The sequence below is a fragment of the Acinetobacter sp. GD03645 genome (assembly GCF_029845285.1).
In the GTDB taxonomy this organism is placed as follows: Bacteria; Pseudomonadota; Gammaproteobacteria; order Pseudomonadales; family Moraxellaceae; genus Acinetobacter; species Acinetobacter corruptisaponis.
Window position 1 is genome coordinate 18,154 of record NZ_JAOCLL010000004.1, and the last position, 17,517, is coordinate 35,670.

The window sequence follows — 17,517 nt, forward strand, 5'->3', positions numbered from 1 at the left end:
TTGGACAATTTACCCAATCTGAATGTTGGCAATGGCATGTTTTAAACGACTCTTTTTCGGTGTTGCAATTAAGTAGGCAAGGGTGAGTGGACCCAAGCGACCTGTATACATCAGTAAACTGAGAACAAATAAACTGCCATCATGCAGTTCACCTGTTGCACCACGAGATAGACCAACGGTACAGGCGGCAGAAACCACCTCAAACATCAGGTCAAGCGCATCCAGTTTAGGTTCTAGAAGCAACAGGATGAAGCAACCTGTAAATACCAGCATCCCTGTAATTGCGGTGACCGCGAGAGCTTTATAGGTGGTTTCCTGTGACACGGAATGGTTGAAAATACGGATTTCTTCATTGCGTCTTAAAAATGAAATCACACATAACACTAAAATAACGAAAGTGCCTACTTTAATGCCGCCTGCTGTACTCAGGGAACCACCACCAATAAACATGAGCAACATGGTCAGTAAGGCGGTACTATGTTCCATCGCACCTGTATCAATGGTATTGAAACCAGAAGAGCGGGGAACTGTAGCCTGAAACCAGGCATTCATGGCTTGTTCACCCAGACTCATAGAACCTAAAGTCAGTGGGTTATTGGATTCTAATAGCCAAATTAAAACAAAAGCCACCAGATTCAGGATGGCGATTGTACTGAGAATCAGTTTGCTGTTCGGTGTGAGTTTGCTCCAGCGTTTATTCTGCTTGATGTCAATCAGAACCAGAAAGCCAATCCCACCCAGGGTATACAGTAAACTGATGGTGAGACAAATAAGGTAATGGCTCTGGAAGCTCATTAAATTATTGTCAAATAATGAGAAACCCGCGTTGTTAAAAGCGGAAACACTGTAAAAAATCGCATAATATAGTCCACGTGCAAAGCCGTAGATGGGCGTGAATGAGGCAGTTAATATAATGACACCGATCAGTTCAAAAAATAGGGTATAAATCACCACACCTTTGGCGACAAAAGTCACTTTGGAGAGGCTGGTTTGTCCTAAACTGTCCTGTGCCATCATTTGCTGTTTCAGACCAAGTTTTGGGGCAAGGCTTAATGCCGCCAAAATTGCAAAGGTCATAAAACCCAAACCACCAGACTGGATCAGTAACAAGATAATAAACTGCCCAAAATGGTTGAACGATTCACTCAAGTTCACCACCGATAAACCTGTAATCGTTACCGCAGAAGTTGCGGTAAACAAGGCATCCATCCAACTGACATTACCATTATTGGCAAAAGGTAGTTTTAGTAATATTGTCCCGATCAGAATAAAACTAAGAAAACCAATTGCCAACAATGAGGGTGGGCTCAGGTTGAATATCTTTTGTGAATTTATTTTTATTGTCATTTATAGGAAACATCCTGAGAGTTTTTTAAGATGATGCAGTGAACCCTCTAAAATCAGGATGTCACCTGCCTGTAAAGTGAAATTGCTATCAGTTTCATAAATCACCTGTTGGTTCCGTTTCAATAACAATAATTTAATATGTGGTTCCTGTTGCAGAATGCCTGACAGGTTTACATTGTTGAGTTTATCCTGTACAGGCACCTTGACAATATAATGTTCGTCGCCTAAATCCATATAACGGCTGACCATAGGGTAATTTAATGCCTGTGCAACCCGAACCCCCATATCTTCTTCAGGATGAATAATTTTACTGACATGCAAATGCGACAAAATGGTGTGATGTGCCTTGGTCTTGGCCTTGACCAGAATTTTTTCCACACCCAGATTTTTTAAGTTTAAAACGCATAAAATACTGGCTTCAATATCTTCACCAATCGCGACCACCACGGCATCGCAATTTTGAATATTCAGTTCATCCAAGACGTGTTCATCGGTTGCATCCGCAATAACCGCATGGGTGATCTGATCCGATATATTTTCAACATTGCGCTTAATGGTATCAATACCGATGACATCATGTTTTAGTCGGGTAAGTTCCAATGCCACAGTTGCACCGAAACTTCCTAAACCAATCACTGCAAACTGTGCCATATCTGTCCTTAACTAAATGATAAAAATATCTTTTTATTTATTCTAAGTGTTCTAAATTGAATGATATGTAAGATTTTGTGAGTTAAGATGAGTGGATGAGATTATGAAATAAATTTGTATTATTCAGATTGATCGTTGTAGGGGCGAACTGCGTTCGCCCAAAAGGATAACAAGTGTAAAATTGATTTATATTTTACATAAGGCGAACACAGTTCGCCTCTACGTATTTATTTTAAGAAACGCTGATAACCAATATTGTTGCTGATTTCTGCATATGGATAGGTGATCTGTTCCAGTGTTTCAATCAGGCCATCTGGATTCTGTTTGGCATCAGTCGCCTGTAGTCCCACCAATACACGTCCTTCAGCGGCACCGTGGTTACGATAGTGGAATAGGGTAATATTATGTGTTGGCCCTAAACGTTCAAGGAAAGTCAGCAGGGCACCTGGACGCTCTGGAAACTCAACACGGAATAAACGTTCATTTTCAAGATTGGCATGACCACCAATCAAGTAACGAATATGCAGCTTTGCAACTTCATCATCCGATAAGTCATCAACATCATATTGTTGCTTGAGTAACTCATGGATTTCGTGACGTTCAGTTTCACCACCTTTCAGGCTAATCCCGACAAAAACCTGTGCCTGATTGCTGTCACTGGCCCGATAGTTAAACTCGGTGATATTACGGCCTTGCAGGGCGCGGCAGAATTGTAGGAAAGCCCCTTTTTGCTCAGGAATGGTGACTGCATAAATGGCTTCTTTACGCTCACCCAATTCAGTTCGTTCTGCAATATAACGCAGACGATCAAAATTCATGTTGGCACCACAAACAATTGACACCATGTTTTTGTTTGTTAATTGATGTTCTGCCACATATTTCTTGATTCCAGCCAATGCCATTGCGCCTGATGGCTCAACAATACAGCGGTTTTCATCATAGGTGTCTTTAATCGCCGCACAAATTTCATCCGTATCAACCGTGACAATAACAGGTTCAACAATCGGGCCTGAGCTGTCTGATTTCATTAAGCGAATCATTTCGAATGGTAATTCGCCAATCTGGGCCACCGCCGTACCATCCGCAAATAAACCCACATGCGGTAAAATCACACGTTCATTGCTTTCAAGTGCGGCTTTTAGGCAGGCGGATTCCTCATATTCAACGCCCACCACCTTGACATGAGGGGCAACCTCACCCAAATATGCAGCGACACCCGCAATCAGGCCACCACCGCCTACAGCAACAAAGACATATTCCACGTCACGCCATTGACGCAGTAATTCATTGGCAATCGTGCCCTGGCCAGCAATCACCAGTTCATCATCATAAGGAGGGATAAAGACCAAGCCCTCAGTTTCAGCACGTTGTTTGGCATATTTGTTGGCAATATCAAAGCTGTCACCATGCAGGACAACCTGACCGCCCAGATTTTTTACCGCTTGTACCTTAATGTCTGGCGTGGTGCTTGGCATAACAATAATGGCAGGGATGCCGAGTTTTTTTCCAGATAAAGCCACACCTTGCGCATGGTTACCCGCAGAGGCACAAATCACACCACGCTCTAATTGATCTTTGGGAAGTTGGCTGATACGGTTATAGGCACCGCGCAGTTTGAACGAAAATACAGGCTGTAAATCTTCACGTTTAAATCGAATGTTATTGTTAATTTTTTGGCTAATTCGTGGAGCTGCTTCAAGCGGTGTTTCAATCGCAACATCATAAACCGTTGCTTGTAAAATTTGTCGTACCACACGAGACAGCATGTTCATCTTCCCTATAACAGTTTAAAATAGGTGAACATTGTAGCAAACCCCTGTGCATTTGCGCTGTTTTCTTGCAGCAAATGTCAAAATAGTTGAGTGAAGTCATGAGTCTATATGCAACCCAAGATGAAAAGAAACAGGCTGCGGCAAAAGCGGCATTGAAACATTTGCCCAAAGGCGGCATCTTGGGCGTAGGAACAGGAAGTACCGTCAATTTTTTAATTGATTTATTGCCTGAATTGCAGTTAGAGGCAGCAGTGGCAAGTTCCAATGCAACGGCTGAGCGCCTGAAAAAACTTGGGATTGAAGTGGTTGACATGAACTCGGTGGGTGGGCTAGATGCCTATGTAGATGGCGCAGACGAAATTGACCGTCATATGCACATGATCAAGGGCGGTGGCGCAGCCTTGACCCGTGAAAAAATTGTGGCTTCAATTGCCAAGAAATTTGTATGTATTGTGGATGACTCAAAATGGGTGGGGCAATTGGGGCGTGATTTTCCATTGCCTGTGGAAGTTATTCCAATGGCACGTTCTGCGGTTGCCCGCAAGATTGTTGCCTTGGGCGGTGATCCTGTTTACCGTGAGGGTGTTGTCACGGACAATGGTAATGTGATTCTGGATGTTTTTAATCTGAATATCTTAAATGCCATCGAACTGGAAAAAACACTCAACAATATCCCAGGTGTGGTGACTAATGGTATTTTTGCCTTAAATGCAGCAAGTATTGCGGTTGTTGCGACTGATCACGGTATTGAAGAACGTATAGCGCAATAATGGCTCTGCTTGCATTAAAAGCTCAATTACCTGAAATTAAAATAGTTCGACATGCCAGCGCGCGAAGTTTGCGCCTGCGTGTTGAACCGACAGGTATTCGTTTAACAGTTCCTTTATTTTGTACTAAGAAACAGATTCAGCAGTTTTTAAATCAATCAGAGCAATGGCTGATTGAAACCTGGGATAAACAGCAAAAACAATTAAATTTAACAGCTGTTTTTCCAGAACAGATTAAATTATTTTATCATGTACAGCCATTTCAAATTATTCATCAGCAACAACGCAATATTTTTAAGTTCGACTGGGCACAACATGCTTTGTTCATTCGAAATGAACAACCTGAAAAGGCTTTACAGGCTGCAACACTTGGCTATGCAAAACAATTTTTGCCTGAATATTTAACCCAAATCAGTCAAGAAATAAGTTTGCCCTATCAAAGTTGTACAATTCGAAAGCCTAAAACACGGTGGGGAAGCTGTAGTTCAAGGCAAGATATTATGCTTCATGCGGCATTGGTGCTTATGCCTGAGGAGAATGTTCGCGCAGTATGTGTGCATGAACTGGTGCATACACAGCATTTTGATCATAGTCCTGCATTTTGGCATCGAGTCAGTGAGCATGATCCAGAATATTTACATCATCGCAGGCAATTGAAAAGTATCCAGTTGCCTGCATGGTGGTATGTTTAGCTAAAACTACATTGTGCTATTGGTTCTTCTAACTGCTCATCAGGTGCTTTGCGGCTGTCCAAACCTGCCTGTGCGCTCAATACCTGATTGGCCTTAATGCGAACCTGTACAAATGCATATTTTAACGAATCATTATTTGGCTCAGGAGAACTGCTATTAAGTAAATATTCAGATTTTGTTGGATCTGGAAGCTGTAATAAATTATCAGTACTATCCGCATCTAAAACTGAGCGGTACATTTTTGAATCCTTAATCAGTTCCAGTGCGCCATTGGCGCGAATATTTAACTGACATCCATTCACTTTATCTTCATAATGACCAACTAAATATTCAATAGAGGGTAAACCAGCATTCACTAGGTTAATACCTGTTATACCTTGTTTGCATGGATATTTTGAAGCATTACAACTCTCTATTGTATCGACAAAACCAATAGCACGACGATAGTCACCAGCACCTGCAACACGGAACGAAGAAGTAGAATCTATGGTTGGTTCATCGCCTACATATTTTTTCTGCTGCAATAAAGCATAACCAGTTGGATTCAAGTTTTGCTGTTCGTAATTATTTGCTAGTTCTAATACAGCCTCTTTTAAAGAAACAGCATATTGGTTTCGGACATTCTTCTGATTAGCTGCGATATTGATTAGTGTATTTTTACTAGGATCGGTATTTTCAGGCGAGACAGCAACGATGGATGTTAAAGTGTCTTGGTCTCCACGTATTTTTTTTGCGTCAAGATAGCCATCGCGTAAATCTACTGCTAAATTCTTGGTAAATTCTATAAAGGCATTATTTGGAAATTGATTTGCCCATTGCTTTAAGTAGCCAAAACTAAAATATGTAGTTGTATATATAGAGACAGTAGTTTGTTGGTTCATGTCTATATTTTGTGGGATAAAGGCGCTTAATAAATAAGATGGTTCAAGGTTTTTAATATTCATTCCACTAAAGGCATTTAATAGAGCTGTATTTACATCATTAGATGCCATTTTTAGATGTAATGAACTAATACGTGTTGGATCTTCAGGTTCATTTGGTAATTGCCCAGAGCGGATGAGTGCACGTTGATAAATTGCTTCTGAGCTTGGGTTGATAAAAATATTTTGGGTTAAGTTACTCGTGTCAACATCCACAAGCGCATGTATAGTCATGGAAAAGTCTTGATACTGACCACTAATAAAATCATAGATCAGTGAATTCGGAAGAGTTGATATCTCAACTCTATATAAATGACTGCGGTTAAGCACTATTGGTAATGTAAGGCTTAAGTTTGTTGTTGTGGTTAATGTCTGTTCAAGAACGATGGAGTTATCAGTATTGTCGAGAACTTTAACAACGACATTCCGCATTTCCACAGGAACTTTAATGTCAAAATTCTTTGGTTTTGGAACTGAAACAACAGGGGTATTCTCAATACGTGCCTTGCTTTCCCCACTACCACAACTAATGAGTACCGAACTTAATATAAGTGTGCCTAAGCCTAGACCAATATGACGATATGTTCTTTGTTTTACACTCAAAGAAGGCATTCCCGCTCTCCAAAATTTGCATCCATGAAATTTATTATTACCGCATGGTTTTTATTCTATGCGAATACTTCAATGATTCAATAGTATTTCTTGACCAGTGGTAAAATCGGCATCAGTAAAACGATTTAAAAATATCTTTTACACTGTTTTTTGCTGAATAGCGAATCTTTTACAGTGATTAAATCCCGTATGTGCTGATTCCATGAGTTTCTGGATTTGTTACATATAAAGCCATAAACATAAGAAACACTATATAAGTTATAGGGTTGTGGATTGTGAAAATTCCATCAAACTGCCATACTAGCGGCACATATATCATTTGAGGTAGAGCACGTGATTTCTGTTGGAATTGTTGGGGGAACTGGATATACAGGCGTTGAATTATTGCGTCTATTATTAAGACATCCACAAGCTCAAGTGTGTGTTCTAACTTCCCGAACTGAAGCAGGAAAGCGCGTAGCGGATATGTTCCCAAGTTTACGTGGACATACTGATCTTGAGTTCTCCGATCTTAGTCTGGATCTGCTCAAGCAATGTGATGTTGTGTTTTTTGCAACACCTCATGGAGTTGCAATGCAACATGCTGAAGAACTAATTGCTGCTGGTACAAAAGTCATTGATCTTGCCGCTGATTTCCGTTTACAGGATTTAGCTCAATTCGAGAAATGGTATGGTATGCAACATAGCTGTCCGACGGTATTGAAAGATTCAGTATATGGCTTGAGTGAACTTAATCGTGAAAAAATTAAAAACGCCAAGGTGATTGGTAATCCAGGTTGTTATCCAACCACAGTACAATTGGGTTTGGCGCCTTTATTAAAAGCGCAAAATCAACTCATAAATACACAAAGCATTATTGTTGATGCAAAATCAGGCGTATCTGGTGCAGGTCGCAAAGCCAGCCTAGACATGATCTATAGTGAAAATGCGGATAATTTCAAGGCTTATGGTGTTGCGGGCCATCGTCATCACCCTGAGATTGTTGAGGCCCTAGAGAATATTTCAGGTCAACAAGGCCAATTTGATCAGCTTATTTTTGTACCTCATTTAGTGCCCATGATTCGTGGTATGCTCAGTACTATTTATGTAGACCTGACAGAGCAAGGCCAGCAAATCGATTTGCAGGAACTTTACCAAAACTTCTATCAAAATGAACGCTTTGTGGATGTGATGCCAGCCAATAGTTCGCCTGAGACCCGTAGTGTCCGTGGTGCCAATGAATTACGAATCGCTTTATATCGTCCTCAGCCAAATAAGTTGATTATCTTGGTTGCACAGGACAATTTGGTGAAAGGTGCCGCTGGCCAGGCAGTTCAAAATATGAACCTCATGTTTGGTTTTGACGAGGCTGCTGGTTTGAATGGTATCGGTTTATTACCATAAAAAACGCTTTTTTACTTCACACACATTTAAATATGGATTTAAATGTGTGCTTTGATGTAGTCCATAACGATAGAGATGATGATGGAAAACGCTGAACCGACCACTTTACCAGAGAGTTCCGTTAACAAAAATAAATTCCTCAAAACGAATTTACCTTTAGTCATTGCTGCAACTTTACTTATTGGCAGCAGTTTTATGCTTGGTTACACTGTCGGGCATCGTCAGGGATTAACCGTTGTTGGTTATGATGCGGATGCGGAACAGCTTGTTGATGTTGTGCAGAAGCAAAAAGCCGCGCTGGATTCTGTAAGCAAAAGCCTGAATGCCGCTGTGCAAGAACGAGATATGGCTGTTGGCAATGCAGACGAGTTATTCAAGGGAATTAATCAGGCCAATGCAGATAAAGCACAATTTGCAAGCATGAATACCATTTATCGTGACATTCTTAGGCAGCGTGGTGGTGTAAGCTTAACGGTTCAGGATTTTGCGATTAAATCACTTCCTGAAAATGCTTTTGAATATCAGTTGGATCTGGTTCAGGTTAGTCCAAATAAACGCCGTGCAATGGGTACAGTTGAATTACGTTTGATTAAGGACACTGAAATACTGGATATACCGTTAGAGGATAAAAACTTTAATTTTGATGACTTTGAGCGCTTGACTGGGCGATGGACCATGCCAAAGGGCTTTACACCTCAATTTATCGAAGTGCGTTTATCAGGTTCAGGCACACCTGTAATTAAACGTTTTAGCTGGCAACGTGGTAAACCTGTTGATGTAAGTTCTGCTTTCGTGTCGGAAATCCCTCAAGCTGAGGCAAATGCCCAGTAAATTTTTAGATTAAGAACTTAATATGCGAAGATACAAACGTCAAATGAATTTAAGTGAAGTGAAAAATTCCTTTCATCAATCGGGTTATGTTGACTGGCACTTGAATCCACGTTTAGGTGATTCGCAAGAGGATCATGAGGGTGAGGTGGTTGTGCAAACAGCCCCGCCAGAATTGAAGCGACCACCCCTCTATGCCGTTGTTTTAATGAATGATGATTACACACCAATGGACTTCGTGATTGAGGTGTTGCAAAGCTACTTTGCAATGAGCTTTGAACAGGCAAATCAGGTGATGTTAACCGTTCATTACGAAGGTAAGGGCACTGCTGGTGTTTATCCAAGGGATATTGCCGAGACCAAAGCCAATCAGGTGAATAATTATGCACGTTCCCAAGGACATCCTTTGTTGTGCCAGATTGAACCTGAGCGAGGATAAAACAAAGCGAAGCTTTGTTCCGAGCGCAAGACGAACAGCTATGCTGTGAGTGAAAGCGTTAAAAAAAGCAACGCTTTTTAGCTGCGCAAGACCTTGCGCCATATATGGATCATATGATCGAGTGGCAGCGTTGGGAAAGTGACCTAAGGCGGGGCTATGCTCGAGTGGCGAGTTAAGGAAAGCGAAGTAATTGCGGAATATATTCCTTTTAGAGTAAGTTTATCAAAAGTTAACATTAATCAGTGATTCTTTAAATAAGTAATAAATCTGCTGTCTTTTTGAACGATTAGATAAGTCTTATTCTTTTTGTAATTGAATTTTTACAACAATACGATGTTTTGAATCTTGACCAAGATACTCAACTAATGCTAACAGTAGATTATGAAGTCAAGAGCTTTGTAGGCATAGATGAAATGGCAATTACAGAAGCTCTGGCGGATCAAGTTAATAATTCGCTTTTTCATTAAAAGAGAGGTCTTTTTTTGATGGAGCCCAAGATATAAGGGGGTTACATGCTCAGTCGTCAATTGGAAGTATCTTTACGTTTGGCTGTTAGCATGGCTCGTCAAAAGAGACATGAGTTTCTGACAGTTGAACATTTGTTGCTTGCCTTACTTGATAATGACTCGGCCGTAAATGCGTTAAAGGCATGTGGTGCTGATATCGTTACCTTGCGTAAGGAGTTAGAGGAATATGTAGAGCAACATACCCCGAAACTTGGTGACAACAGTGAACAGGCGCCTCATCCGACAGAAAGTTTTGATCGAATTCTGCAACGGGCTATTTTCCATGTTCAATCCAGTGGTGGAGACCGTACTGTAGAGGGCGCGGATGTTTTGGTTGCGATGTACTCAGAGCGAGACTCTTTTGCAGTTTATTTGCTTAAACGCCATCAAATCAATCGTTTGACCTTAACTCAGTATCTTTCTCATGGTACGCGTAAAGATGAGATTCAGGTTGAAGAAGAAGTTGAGGATATTGAGGGTGAAAATGCAGCTTCTGCCAATGCGGGTCCATTAGAGCAGTATACGCTTAATTTAAATATCGAAGCACAAAAGGGTAAAACTGATCCTCTGATTGGACGTGAAAAAGAAATTGAGCGTGCAGCACAAATCCTATGTCGCCGCCGTAAAAATAATCCACTGTTGGTGGGTGATCCTGGTGTAGGTAAAACCTCAATTGCGGAAGGTCTGGCATGGTTAATTGTCAATGGTAAGGCACCGAAACCACTTGCCAATGCCGAAGTTTATAGTCTGGATATTGGCGCTTTGGTTGCAGGTACAAAATATCGTGGTGACTTTGAAAAGCGTTTAAAACAGTTGCTCAATGCATTAAAAAAGAATCCAAATGCGATTCTATTCATTGACGAGATTCATATGATCATTGGTGCTGGTTCGAGTATGGGCAGTACCATGGATGCATCAAACTTGATTAAACCTGCATTGGCAAATGGAACTTTACGTTGCATTGGATCAACTACATTTCAGGAATATCGTCAGGTTTTTGAGAAAGACCATGCCTTATCCCGTCGTTTCCAAAAGATTGATGTCAATGAACCAAGTGTGAATGAAACGATTGATATTTTGCGTGGATTAAAGTCTAAATTTGAAGATTTCCACCATGTTGAATATGACGATAAAGCTTTGGTTGCGGCCGTTGAGCTCTCTTCTAAATTTATTCATGACCGTTTCTTGCCAGACAAAGCAATTGATGTGATTGATGAAGCGGGTGCTCAACGTCGTCTCAAAGCCGAAATGGATGGTTCAATGATTTCTGTAGAAAACATTGAAGATATCGTTTCCAAGATTGCCCGTATTCCACCGAAAACTGTGTCGAAAGATGACAAGACTGTACTTGAAAATTTGGAGCGTGATCTAAAACGTGTCGTGTTTGGTCAGGATGAGGCGATTACAGCACTTGCATCAGCGATTAAACTGTCTCGTGCAGGCTTAAAAGCACCTGACAAGCCAGTGGGAAGTTTTGTGTTTGCTGGTCCAACAGGCGTGGGTAAAACTGAAGTCACCAAGCAGCTTGCAAAATTGCTCGGTGTGGAATTGGTTCGTTTTGATATGTCTGAATATATGGAACGTCATGCGGTTTCTCGTCTGATCGGTGCGCCTCCAGGTTATGTTGGATATGATCAAGGTGGTTTATTGACTGATGCCATCCATAAAAATCCGCACTGTGTTTTATTGCTGGATGAAATTGAAAAAGCACATCCAGATGTATTTAATTTGCTCTTGCAAGTGATGGATCATGGGGCCTTAACTGACAATAACGGTCGTAAGTCTGATTTTAGAAATGTGATTATTGTTTTAACCACCAATATTGGTGCAGAAAGTATCGTACGTTCAAGTATTGGTTTCACTGAGCAAGACCATAGTACGGATAATCAGGATGCCATGAAACGTGCATTCTCACCAGAGTTCCGTAACCGTCTGGATGGCGTGATTCAATTTAAGGCGCTTCCAACCACAGTCATTGATTCAGTGGTAGATAAGTTCTTGACTGAGCTTCAAGCGCAATTGGATGACAAACAGGTGGTGCTTGAGGTTGATCAAAGCGCACGTGACTGGTTATCTACCAATGGTTATGACCGTCTGATGGGTGCTCGCCCAATGCAGCGCCTGATTCAGGAGCATTTGAAAAAGCCGCTTGCTGAGATGATTTTATTTGGTGAGTTGGCAGAGCATGGCGGTAACGTTGCTGTTTCAGTGAAAACAGAAGATGGCAAAGAGGTAGGTTTAAAACTGGAAGTATTTGAAGATCATATCAATCCAAGTGCTGAACCTGCTTAAGTTTTAAATGATGTACTGAATAACCCAAATGCTTGAAGTGTTTGGGTTATTTTTATTTATAATACTGATAAAATTTGGAATTGTTTTACTCATGTTTGAACTGTCTTTTTCAATTGGGCACGTTTTTAAAGTCTTTGGCTTGTTCTTTATCACTGCAATTGCAGAAATTCTAGGATGTTATTTTCCTTACCTGATTTTAAATCAGGGCAAATCCCATTGGTTATGGATTCCGACAGCATTTAGCCTAGCGGTCTTTGTATGGCTGCTGACCTTGCATCCTGCGGCTTCGGGTCGTATTTATGCAGCTTATGGCGGGATTTATATTTTCACGGCGTTAATGTGGTTGCGTTATGTAGATCAAGTGGCATTAACTCGCTGGGATTTATTTGGTGGCATGGTGGTTTTATGTGGTGCAGCATTGATTGTTTTACAGCCACAGGGCTTGGTGCGTTAATTTATAAAGCATGAGAACTTAAGCTAAATTTTCATGCTTCATCATACAATTTAAAACTACGCTAAAATATAAAACTGTTTGATTCCACATTCTTCAACAAATTGATCATCGTGCGAAACAAGAATCACAGCACCATTAAAAGAATGAATGGCATGTGCCAAAAGTTCACGAGACTCAATATCAAGATGATTTTCAGGTTCATCCAAAAGTAATAGTTCTAACGATTGCAACTTCACTGCAAGCAATGCCACCTTTAAGCGTTCACCGCCACTGAGTGATGATAAAGACATAAGTGCCTTGTCCCGACGAATTTGTAAACTACCTAACAGTGTTCGACATTGTTGCTCAGAGAGTTCTGGATCAATACTCAATAAATAATCAACAGCAGAAAGATTTTCTTCCACTAATGACAGGTTTTGATCAAGGTAGGCAGTATTTACTTTGCAATGAATTTCTCCAGAAAGTGGTTCGATGAAACCTTGAATGGTTTTAAATAAGGTTGATTTACCAACACCATTTTTACCTCTTAAATGTAACTTTTCTCCAGCAGTAATGGCAAGGTCAATTGGCTTTGTCTTTGTATACGCTAGTTGTAATTGCTGGCAACGTAAAATTTCTCCCGATTTACCTGTGAGTTGGGTAAATTCAAAAGATTGTGATTTGAAATACTCAAGTTGCACTTGCTTTTGCTGTAACTCATTTTTGGTATCAGCAAGTTGCTTAACTTGCTGTTTGCGCAGATGAGAAAGCGATTGTTCGGATTGCTCTTTTTTGGCATCCAGTAAGATAGAGGCTTGTGAACCTGAAGCCTTTAATTTTTCACCTGTTTTCTTGCGTTTTTGCGCTTTCATCTGGCTAAGATGTTGCTGCTCTTTAAGCTGTTTTAACTCACGTTTTTCTTGTTGAACGGCTTGTGATAAAGCGTCAACCTGTGATTGATGTTGTTGATAGTAGAGTGCATAATTTCCACCGTAATAATGCAAACCAAACTGATTTAACGCAAAAATACCCTGTGCATGCGTCAACAATTCTCGATCATGGCTAATGATCAGCCCGCCCGTTGGATGTTGAGCTATCTGTTTAATTAGCCATTTTCGTCCTTGAGCATCTAAATGGTTACTTGGTTCATCCAGCAGCAGATAATGATCTTTACGTAAAAACAAACGACACAGGGCAAGCTTAGTTTTTTGCCCCTCACTTAAATATTGAATGGGTGTGTTTAAATCACTAGGTAGCTTGGCACTTTCCAGTAGCTGTTGCCATTCCGTTGGTAAATGCCACAGATTCTCGACTTGATCATAATCTCTAAATGAGGCAATCCCTTGTTGAATGCGCTCAAAACATAAATATAAATCTTCAATCTCTAAGGCTTGAGCAATGATATCTGCCTCAATACGCTGGAGTTGGGCTAAATATTGATGTGGACATTGCCATAAAATTTGACCTGAATAGGGCAGTTGACTGTCTTGTTGAAGATGCAAAATGGACATTAATAATGATTTACCTTGACCATTTCGTCCAATCAATCCTGAAAACTGTTGCAAAGGCAGTTGAAAGGAAAGGTGGTTAAATAGCTTATGCTGTGGTAATTCAAGAGATAAGTTTGAAACAATACATGCCTGTTGAGTCATAAAAACCTCATAAACAGGATATGCAAAATAGAGATGATTGAGTTTTAGAATATGAATCGCTAACGATACATAAGTCTATTTTGCACATCAAAAAGAAAAATGGAATTTGATGATAAAAATAGAACTTACTTCATTGGCGTGATCTCAGATTGGTATATTTTTCCACTATTCTATGCAGGAAAGTTATCAAGGTCAAACTTTAAACTTTTGAAGCTAGCCTTAAAAAAGATAAAAAATACTTGTCAAACGCTGAAATAGTGCGTAATTTAGAACTTAGGAACAGTTTTTAGATATTTTGAAGAAACATGTTAAAGCATACTGTAAATACAAACGCATATTTTTATTTCTGGCACTATTGATAGTTGCCTGATGCGTTTCGGGCAGCAAAAAGGTTGCCCAACCAGTTAATACCTGATCGGCAACCCCGATCAGGTTTTTTTATGCTTTAACATTTATCATTTTTGGAGCAATGCCATGTATACACTCAACGTTTCATATTTTAGCAAGACTTCTTGGTTTTACTTTGCAAAGAAATCACTATCGCTTCGTTCGCACTTGCTCAAATAAATGATGGGACTGAACAACAGTCCAAAGGAAATCAATAATGAATGCTTTAAATACTGCTTTGACAAAATCACAAACAGAAATCAGAGAATCCTTACTTAGCTTGCCAGCACAACTCAAAGCGCAGTATCCCTTGTCTGCAACTTTAGCGCAGCAAATTTCAAAACATCGTCAAACCATTCAAAATATCTTATCAGGTCAAGATCATCGTCTTATGGTGATTACGGGGCCTTGTTCAATTCATGATCCAGTTGCAGTGCTGGAATATGCTGACCGTTTACAAAAATTACAAGAACAGGTCAAAGATCAGATTTTCCTAGTGATGCGTGCCTACATCGAAAAGCCACGTACAACGGTGGGGTGGAAAGGTTTTTTATATGATCCAAATCTGGATGATACTTCAGATTTGCAGTTAGGTTTAGAAAAGTCTCGTGCGCTTTATTTACAACTGATCGAAAAAGGTTTGCCAATCGCCAGTGAAATTTTAAGCCCGATGGCAACAGGCTATTTCGATGATTTATTAGCTTGGGGTGCGATTGGTGCACGTACCAGCGAATCACAGATTCATCGTGAAATTTCCAGCCATATGCCATATAGCATCGGTTTCAAGAACGGGACAGATGGTTCAATTCAAATTGCACTGGATGCGATTCAATCGGCATTGAATCCTCATCAATTCTTGGGAATGACGCAACAGGGTTTGCCTGCCATTTTGCATAGTACAGGTAATCCTTTACCACACTTAATTTTGCGTGGTTCAAATCAGGGCACAAACTATGATTTAGCCTCAATTCAGGCGATGTATTTCAAACATAAGCATTTACCTGCGTTAGTGATTGATTGTAGTCATGGCAATAGTGGTAAAGATCCATTACAGCAACCTCATGTTTTAAAGCAGATCATTGCAGAGCGTGCTGAATCTAAAGTTCGTGGGGTTATGCTTGAAAGTCATTTGGTCGATGGTAATCAAAAGATTTCCTGTGAAATGACTTATGGTCAATCTGTGACAGATGGGTGTTTAGGTTGGGATAAAACTGAACAGTTATTGCTGGATGTCGCTGAGCAGATGAGAAGACATTAAATTGATTTAACAGCCAGTTTATGAATAAGCTGGCTATTTTTTGCGTAAAAATAGCCTAAGTAACTAGGCTATTTAAAACCAATAGAACAATCTACTGGCTTTAACTTTCCAAAAACTTGCCAATCTCCTGACTAAATTTTCTAGGTTCTGTAATGAGTGGCGTATGTCCAGAACGTTCAAAATAAACGGCTTTGGCATTCGCCAGACTTTGAGCAATGATGGTTTGTCCAGTTTCAGGATAAAGTGTTGAGCTACGCCCAATAAAGAAAGTCGTCGGGCAATTTACTTGGCTAATCGCTTCTCTATAGTCTTCATCATGATTTAGATAATTTTCCACATACCAAAGCAGGTAATCTAAACGTTGGATGGGCATTAAATATTTTTGTAGAAAAGGGCGGTTGAGTGCTGCTTTAAATAGTTTAGGGCTATAAGAATTACTACTTTGTAGCTCAAGAAAACCTCCCCAAGCCTTGACCAATTGATCACGGGCGGATGCAGCTAAATCTTCAAGTTTAATCGCCCGTCTGTTTTCTGAAAGGACATTTTGAATATCCAGTAGGAGAGACTTAAATTGGGAATGTTTTTGCCCAAATAAACCATATTGCCAGGAATCATCGACAGGAATTTTTGGTGTTTGGTCAATATGCAGATAGGCTTTGAGTTTTTGTGCCAGACCGCCATGTTTAAAGCCATGCATGGCTGTGGTTGCGCCCATTGAATAGCCAATCAGGATAAATTGGTCTAATTTGAGTTGCTTAATCAGTGTATCGACATCATTCCAGTGACTTGAAATCGCATCGGTTTCAGGAATGGCACAATCTTTTGAACCGCCAAAACCACGCCAGTCAGGAATGATAAATTCATATTTTTTACGGCTTGCAAATAAAAAGGGAAGCCATTGCCAGCTTTGCATGCCCAATCCTGAAAGGACAAGTACAGGTTTGCCCTCACCAACACGTCTGACAAACAATTTTTCCTGATCAGGCATGGTATAAAACGGCATGATTATTCTCCAGTTCCGTTGGCTTCTTCAAACTTTTTAAGTTGTGGAATCATTTGTTCCAACCATTTTATCCATTCATTTTCCTTAATGATACCAAGTTCAAGAATCATTTTATGGATAAACAAAACACGGTTGGTTGGTTCATTATTTTTAAAATCCTTATCATGAATGGCTTGATAAAGACCTAATTTTTCCTTGTGTAAGACCAAGTGGCGTTCCAGTTCAGGCAAGATATTGTTACCACCAAGTTGTGCTTCGGCCCTTAATCTGACCATCAGGTCATCACGCAACTGGGCAGGTTCACTTTGTTGTTCAATCCATGTGGCAAGCTGTATTCTGCCAAGTTGCTCCACCTGATAGGTTTTTTTTCGGCTATTTGCAGCCTGTTCTTCTAATGTGGAAATCCAGCCTTTTTTAAGCATCCCATTGAGTTCACGATAGATTTGTTGATGCGTTGCATTCCAGAAGAAGCCCATTGAACGATCAAAGCGACGAGCCAATTCAAAGCCTGTGCTAGGCTTTTCCAGTAAGCTGGTTAATAAAACATGGGCAAGTGACATAACCATCCAGAAATA

The 17,517-nt window shown here is 40.3% G+C and carries 15 protein-coding genes; 8 read left to right on the forward strand and 7 right to left on the reverse strand.

The features are described from left to right. Positions 1 to 9: 9 nt before the first annotated feature. The 3 genes from N5J47_RS03940 to ilvA all read right to left on the reverse strand — a co-directional run bounded on the left by N5J47_RS03940 (position 10) and on the right by ilvA (position 3,770). Positions 10 to 1,347: a TrkH family potassium uptake protein gene (locus N5J47_RS03940; RefSeq protein ID WP_279959142.1), complete on the reverse strand. Its 1,338-nt coding sequence runs from the start codon at positions 1,345 to 1,347 to the stop codon at positions 10 to 12. Next, complete coding sequence (locus N5J47_RS03945; RefSeq protein ID WP_267979308.1) at positions 1,348 to 1,998, reverse strand: TrkA family potassium uptake protein; 651 nt, start codon at positions 1,996 to 1,998, stop codon at positions 1,348 to 1,350. A gap of 227 nt (positions 1,999 to 2,225) precedes the next feature. Beyond that, on the reverse strand, positions 2,226 to 3,770 hold the full coding sequence (gene ilvA, locus N5J47_RS03950) for a threonine ammonia-lyase, biosynthetic (RefSeq protein WP_279959140.1): 1,545 nt from the start codon (positions 3,768 to 3,770) through the stop codon (positions 2,226 to 2,228). Positions 3,771 to 3,868: 98 nt separating this feature from the next. On the opposite strand from ilvA, the gene rpiA reads away from it, so the two are divergent. After that, positions 3,869 to 4,540: a ribose-5-phosphate isomerase RpiA gene (gene rpiA, locus N5J47_RS03955; protein ID WP_279959139.1), complete on the forward strand. Its 672-nt coding sequence runs from the start codon at positions 3,869 to 3,871 to the stop codon at positions 4,538 to 4,540. After that, positions 4,540 to 5,229, forward strand: a complete 690-nt coding sequence (locus N5J47_RS03960) for a SprT family zinc-dependent metalloprotease (RefSeq protein WP_279959138.1) — start codon at positions 4,540 to 4,542, stop codon at positions 5,227 to 5,229. Before rpiA ends, N5J47_RS03960 begins: the two co-directional genes overlap by 1 nt. Here N5J47_RS03960 and N5J47_RS03965 read toward each other — a convergent pair. Beyond that, positions 5,226 to 6,761, reverse strand: coding sequence for a hypothetical protein (locus N5J47_RS03965; protein WP_279959137.1), 1,536 nt, complete (start codon positions 6,759 to 6,761; stop codon positions 5,226 to 5,228). The genes N5J47_RS03960 and N5J47_RS03965 overlap by 4 nt on opposite strands. Before the next feature lie 333 nt (positions 6,762 to 7,094). On the opposite strand from N5J47_RS03965, the gene argC reads away from it, so the two are divergent. The 5 genes from argC to N5J47_RS03990 all read left to right on the forward strand — a co-directional run bounded on the left by argC (position 7,095) and on the right by N5J47_RS03990 (position 12,663). Next, positions 7,095 to 8,144, forward strand: coding sequence for an N-acetyl-gamma-glutamyl-phosphate reductase (argC, locus tag N5J47_RS03970; protein WP_279959136.1), 1,050 nt, complete (start codon positions 7,095 to 7,097; stop codon positions 8,142 to 8,144). Between the two features lie 75 nt (positions 8,145 to 8,219). Then, the gene (locus N5J47_RS03975) at positions 8,220 to 8,975 is read left to right on the forward strand and encodes a DUF6776 family protein (protein WP_267979314.1); all 756 of its coding nucleotides are present in this window, start codon (positions 8,220 to 8,222) and stop codon (positions 8,973 to 8,975) included. A gap of 22 nt (positions 8,976 to 8,997) precedes the next feature. Continuing rightward, positions 8,998 to 9,411: an ATP-dependent Clp protease adapter ClpS gene (gene clpS / locus N5J47_RS03980; RefSeq protein WP_279959135.1), complete on the forward strand. Its 414-nt coding sequence runs from the start codon at positions 8,998 to 9,000 to the stop codon at positions 9,409 to 9,411. Positions 9,412 to 9,923: 512 nt separating this feature from the next. Next, positions 9,924 to 12,209, forward strand: a complete 2,286-nt coding sequence (clpA, locus tag N5J47_RS03985) for an ATP-dependent Clp protease ATP-binding subunit ClpA (protein WP_267979317.1) — start codon at positions 9,924 to 9,926, stop codon at positions 12,207 to 12,209. A gap of 91 nt (positions 12,210 to 12,300) precedes the next feature. After that, complete coding sequence (locus N5J47_RS03990) at positions 12,301 to 12,663, forward strand: YnfA family protein (RefSeq protein WP_279959134.1); 363 nt, start codon at positions 12,301 to 12,303, stop codon at positions 12,661 to 12,663. A 56-nt stretch (positions 12,664 to 12,719) separates the two neighbouring features. On the opposite strand, the gene N5J47_RS03995 is transcribed toward N5J47_RS03990, so the two are convergent. Further along, positions 12,720 to 14,294 (reverse strand): ATP-binding cassette domain-containing protein, encoded by a 1,575-nt coding sequence (locus N5J47_RS03995; protein WP_279959133.1) that lies wholly within the window; start codon positions 14,292 to 14,294, stop codon positions 12,720 to 12,722. Between the two features lie 604 nt (positions 14,295 to 14,898). Here N5J47_RS03995 and N5J47_RS04000 point away from each other — a divergent pair. After that, positions 14,899 to 15,939: a 3-deoxy-7-phosphoheptulonate synthase gene (locus tag N5J47_RS04000; protein ID WP_279959131.1), complete on the forward strand. Its 1,041-nt coding sequence runs from the start codon at positions 14,899 to 14,901 to the stop codon at positions 15,937 to 15,939. 100 nt (positions 15,940 to 16,039) lie between these two features. Here the strand turns inward: N5J47_RS04000 and N5J47_RS04005 are convergent, their stop codons facing one another. Then, complete coding sequence (locus tag N5J47_RS04005; protein WP_279959129.1) at positions 16,040 to 16,942, reverse strand: alpha/beta hydrolase; 903 nt, start codon at positions 16,940 to 16,942, stop codon at positions 16,040 to 16,042. 2 nt (positions 16,943 to 16,944) lie between these two features. Further along, a complete protein-coding gene (locus tag N5J47_RS04010) occupies positions 16,945 to 17,502 on the reverse strand; it encodes a PadR family transcriptional regulator (protein ID WP_279959128.1) in 558 nt (185 codons plus the stop codon). Positions 17,503 to 17,517: the final 15 nt, after the last annotated feature.

Excerpts from the sequence above, each read along its gene's own strand:
- N5J47_RS03945 (WP_267979308.1), bottom strand. The coding sequence starts at position 1,998 with ATGGCACAGTTTGCAGTGATTGGTTTAGGAAGTTTCGGTGCAACTGTG.
- N5J47_RS04010 (WP_279959128.1), bottom strand. The coding sequence starts at position 17,502 with ATGTCACTTGCCCATGTTTTATTAACCAGCTTACTGGAAAAGCCTAGC.
- N5J47_RS03960 (WP_279959138.1), top strand. The coding sequence starts at position 4,540 with ATGGCTCTGCTTGCATTAAAAGCTCAATTACCTGAAATTAAAATAGTT.
- N5J47_RS04000 (WP_279959131.1), top strand. The coding sequence starts at position 14,899 with ATGAATGCTTTAAATACTGCTTTGACAAAATCACAAACAGAAATCAGA.
- N5J47_RS03940 (WP_279959142.1), bottom strand. The coding sequence starts at position 1,347 with ATGACAATAAAAATAAATTCACAAAAGATATTCAACCTGAGCCCACCC.
- N5J47_RS03990 (WP_279959134.1), top strand. The coding sequence starts at position 12,301 with ATGTTTGAACTGTCTTTTTCAATTGGGCACGTTTTTAAAGTCTTTGGC.
- rpiA (WP_279959139.1), top strand. The coding sequence starts at position 3,869 with ATGAGTCTATATGCAACCCAAGATGAAAAGAAACAGGCTGCGGCAAAA.
- ilvA (WP_279959140.1), bottom strand. The coding sequence starts at position 3,770 with ATGAACATGCTGTCTCGTGTGGTACGACAAATTTTACAAGCAACGGTT.
- N5J47_RS04005 (WP_279959129.1), bottom strand. The coding sequence starts at position 16,942 with ATGCCGTTTTATACCATGCCTGATCAGGAAAAATTGTTTGTCAGACGT.
- N5J47_RS03965 (WP_279959137.1), bottom strand. The coding sequence starts at position 6,761 with ATGCCTTCTTTGAGTGTAAAACAAAGAACATATCGTCATATTGGTCTA.
- N5J47_RS03975 (WP_267979314.1), top strand. The coding sequence starts at position 8,220 with ATGATGATGGAAAACGCTGAACCGACCACTTTACCAGAGAGTTCCGTT.
- clpA (WP_267979317.1), top strand. The coding sequence starts at position 9,924 with ATGCTCAGTCGTCAATTGGAAGTATCTTTACGTTTGGCTGTTAGCATG.
- clpS (WP_279959135.1), top strand. The coding sequence starts at position 8,998 with ATGCGAAGATACAAACGTCAAATGAATTTAAGTGAAGTGAAAAATTCC.
- N5J47_RS03995 (WP_279959133.1), bottom strand. The coding sequence starts at position 14,294 with ATGACTCAACAGGCATGTATTGTTTCAAACTTATCTCTTGAATTACCA.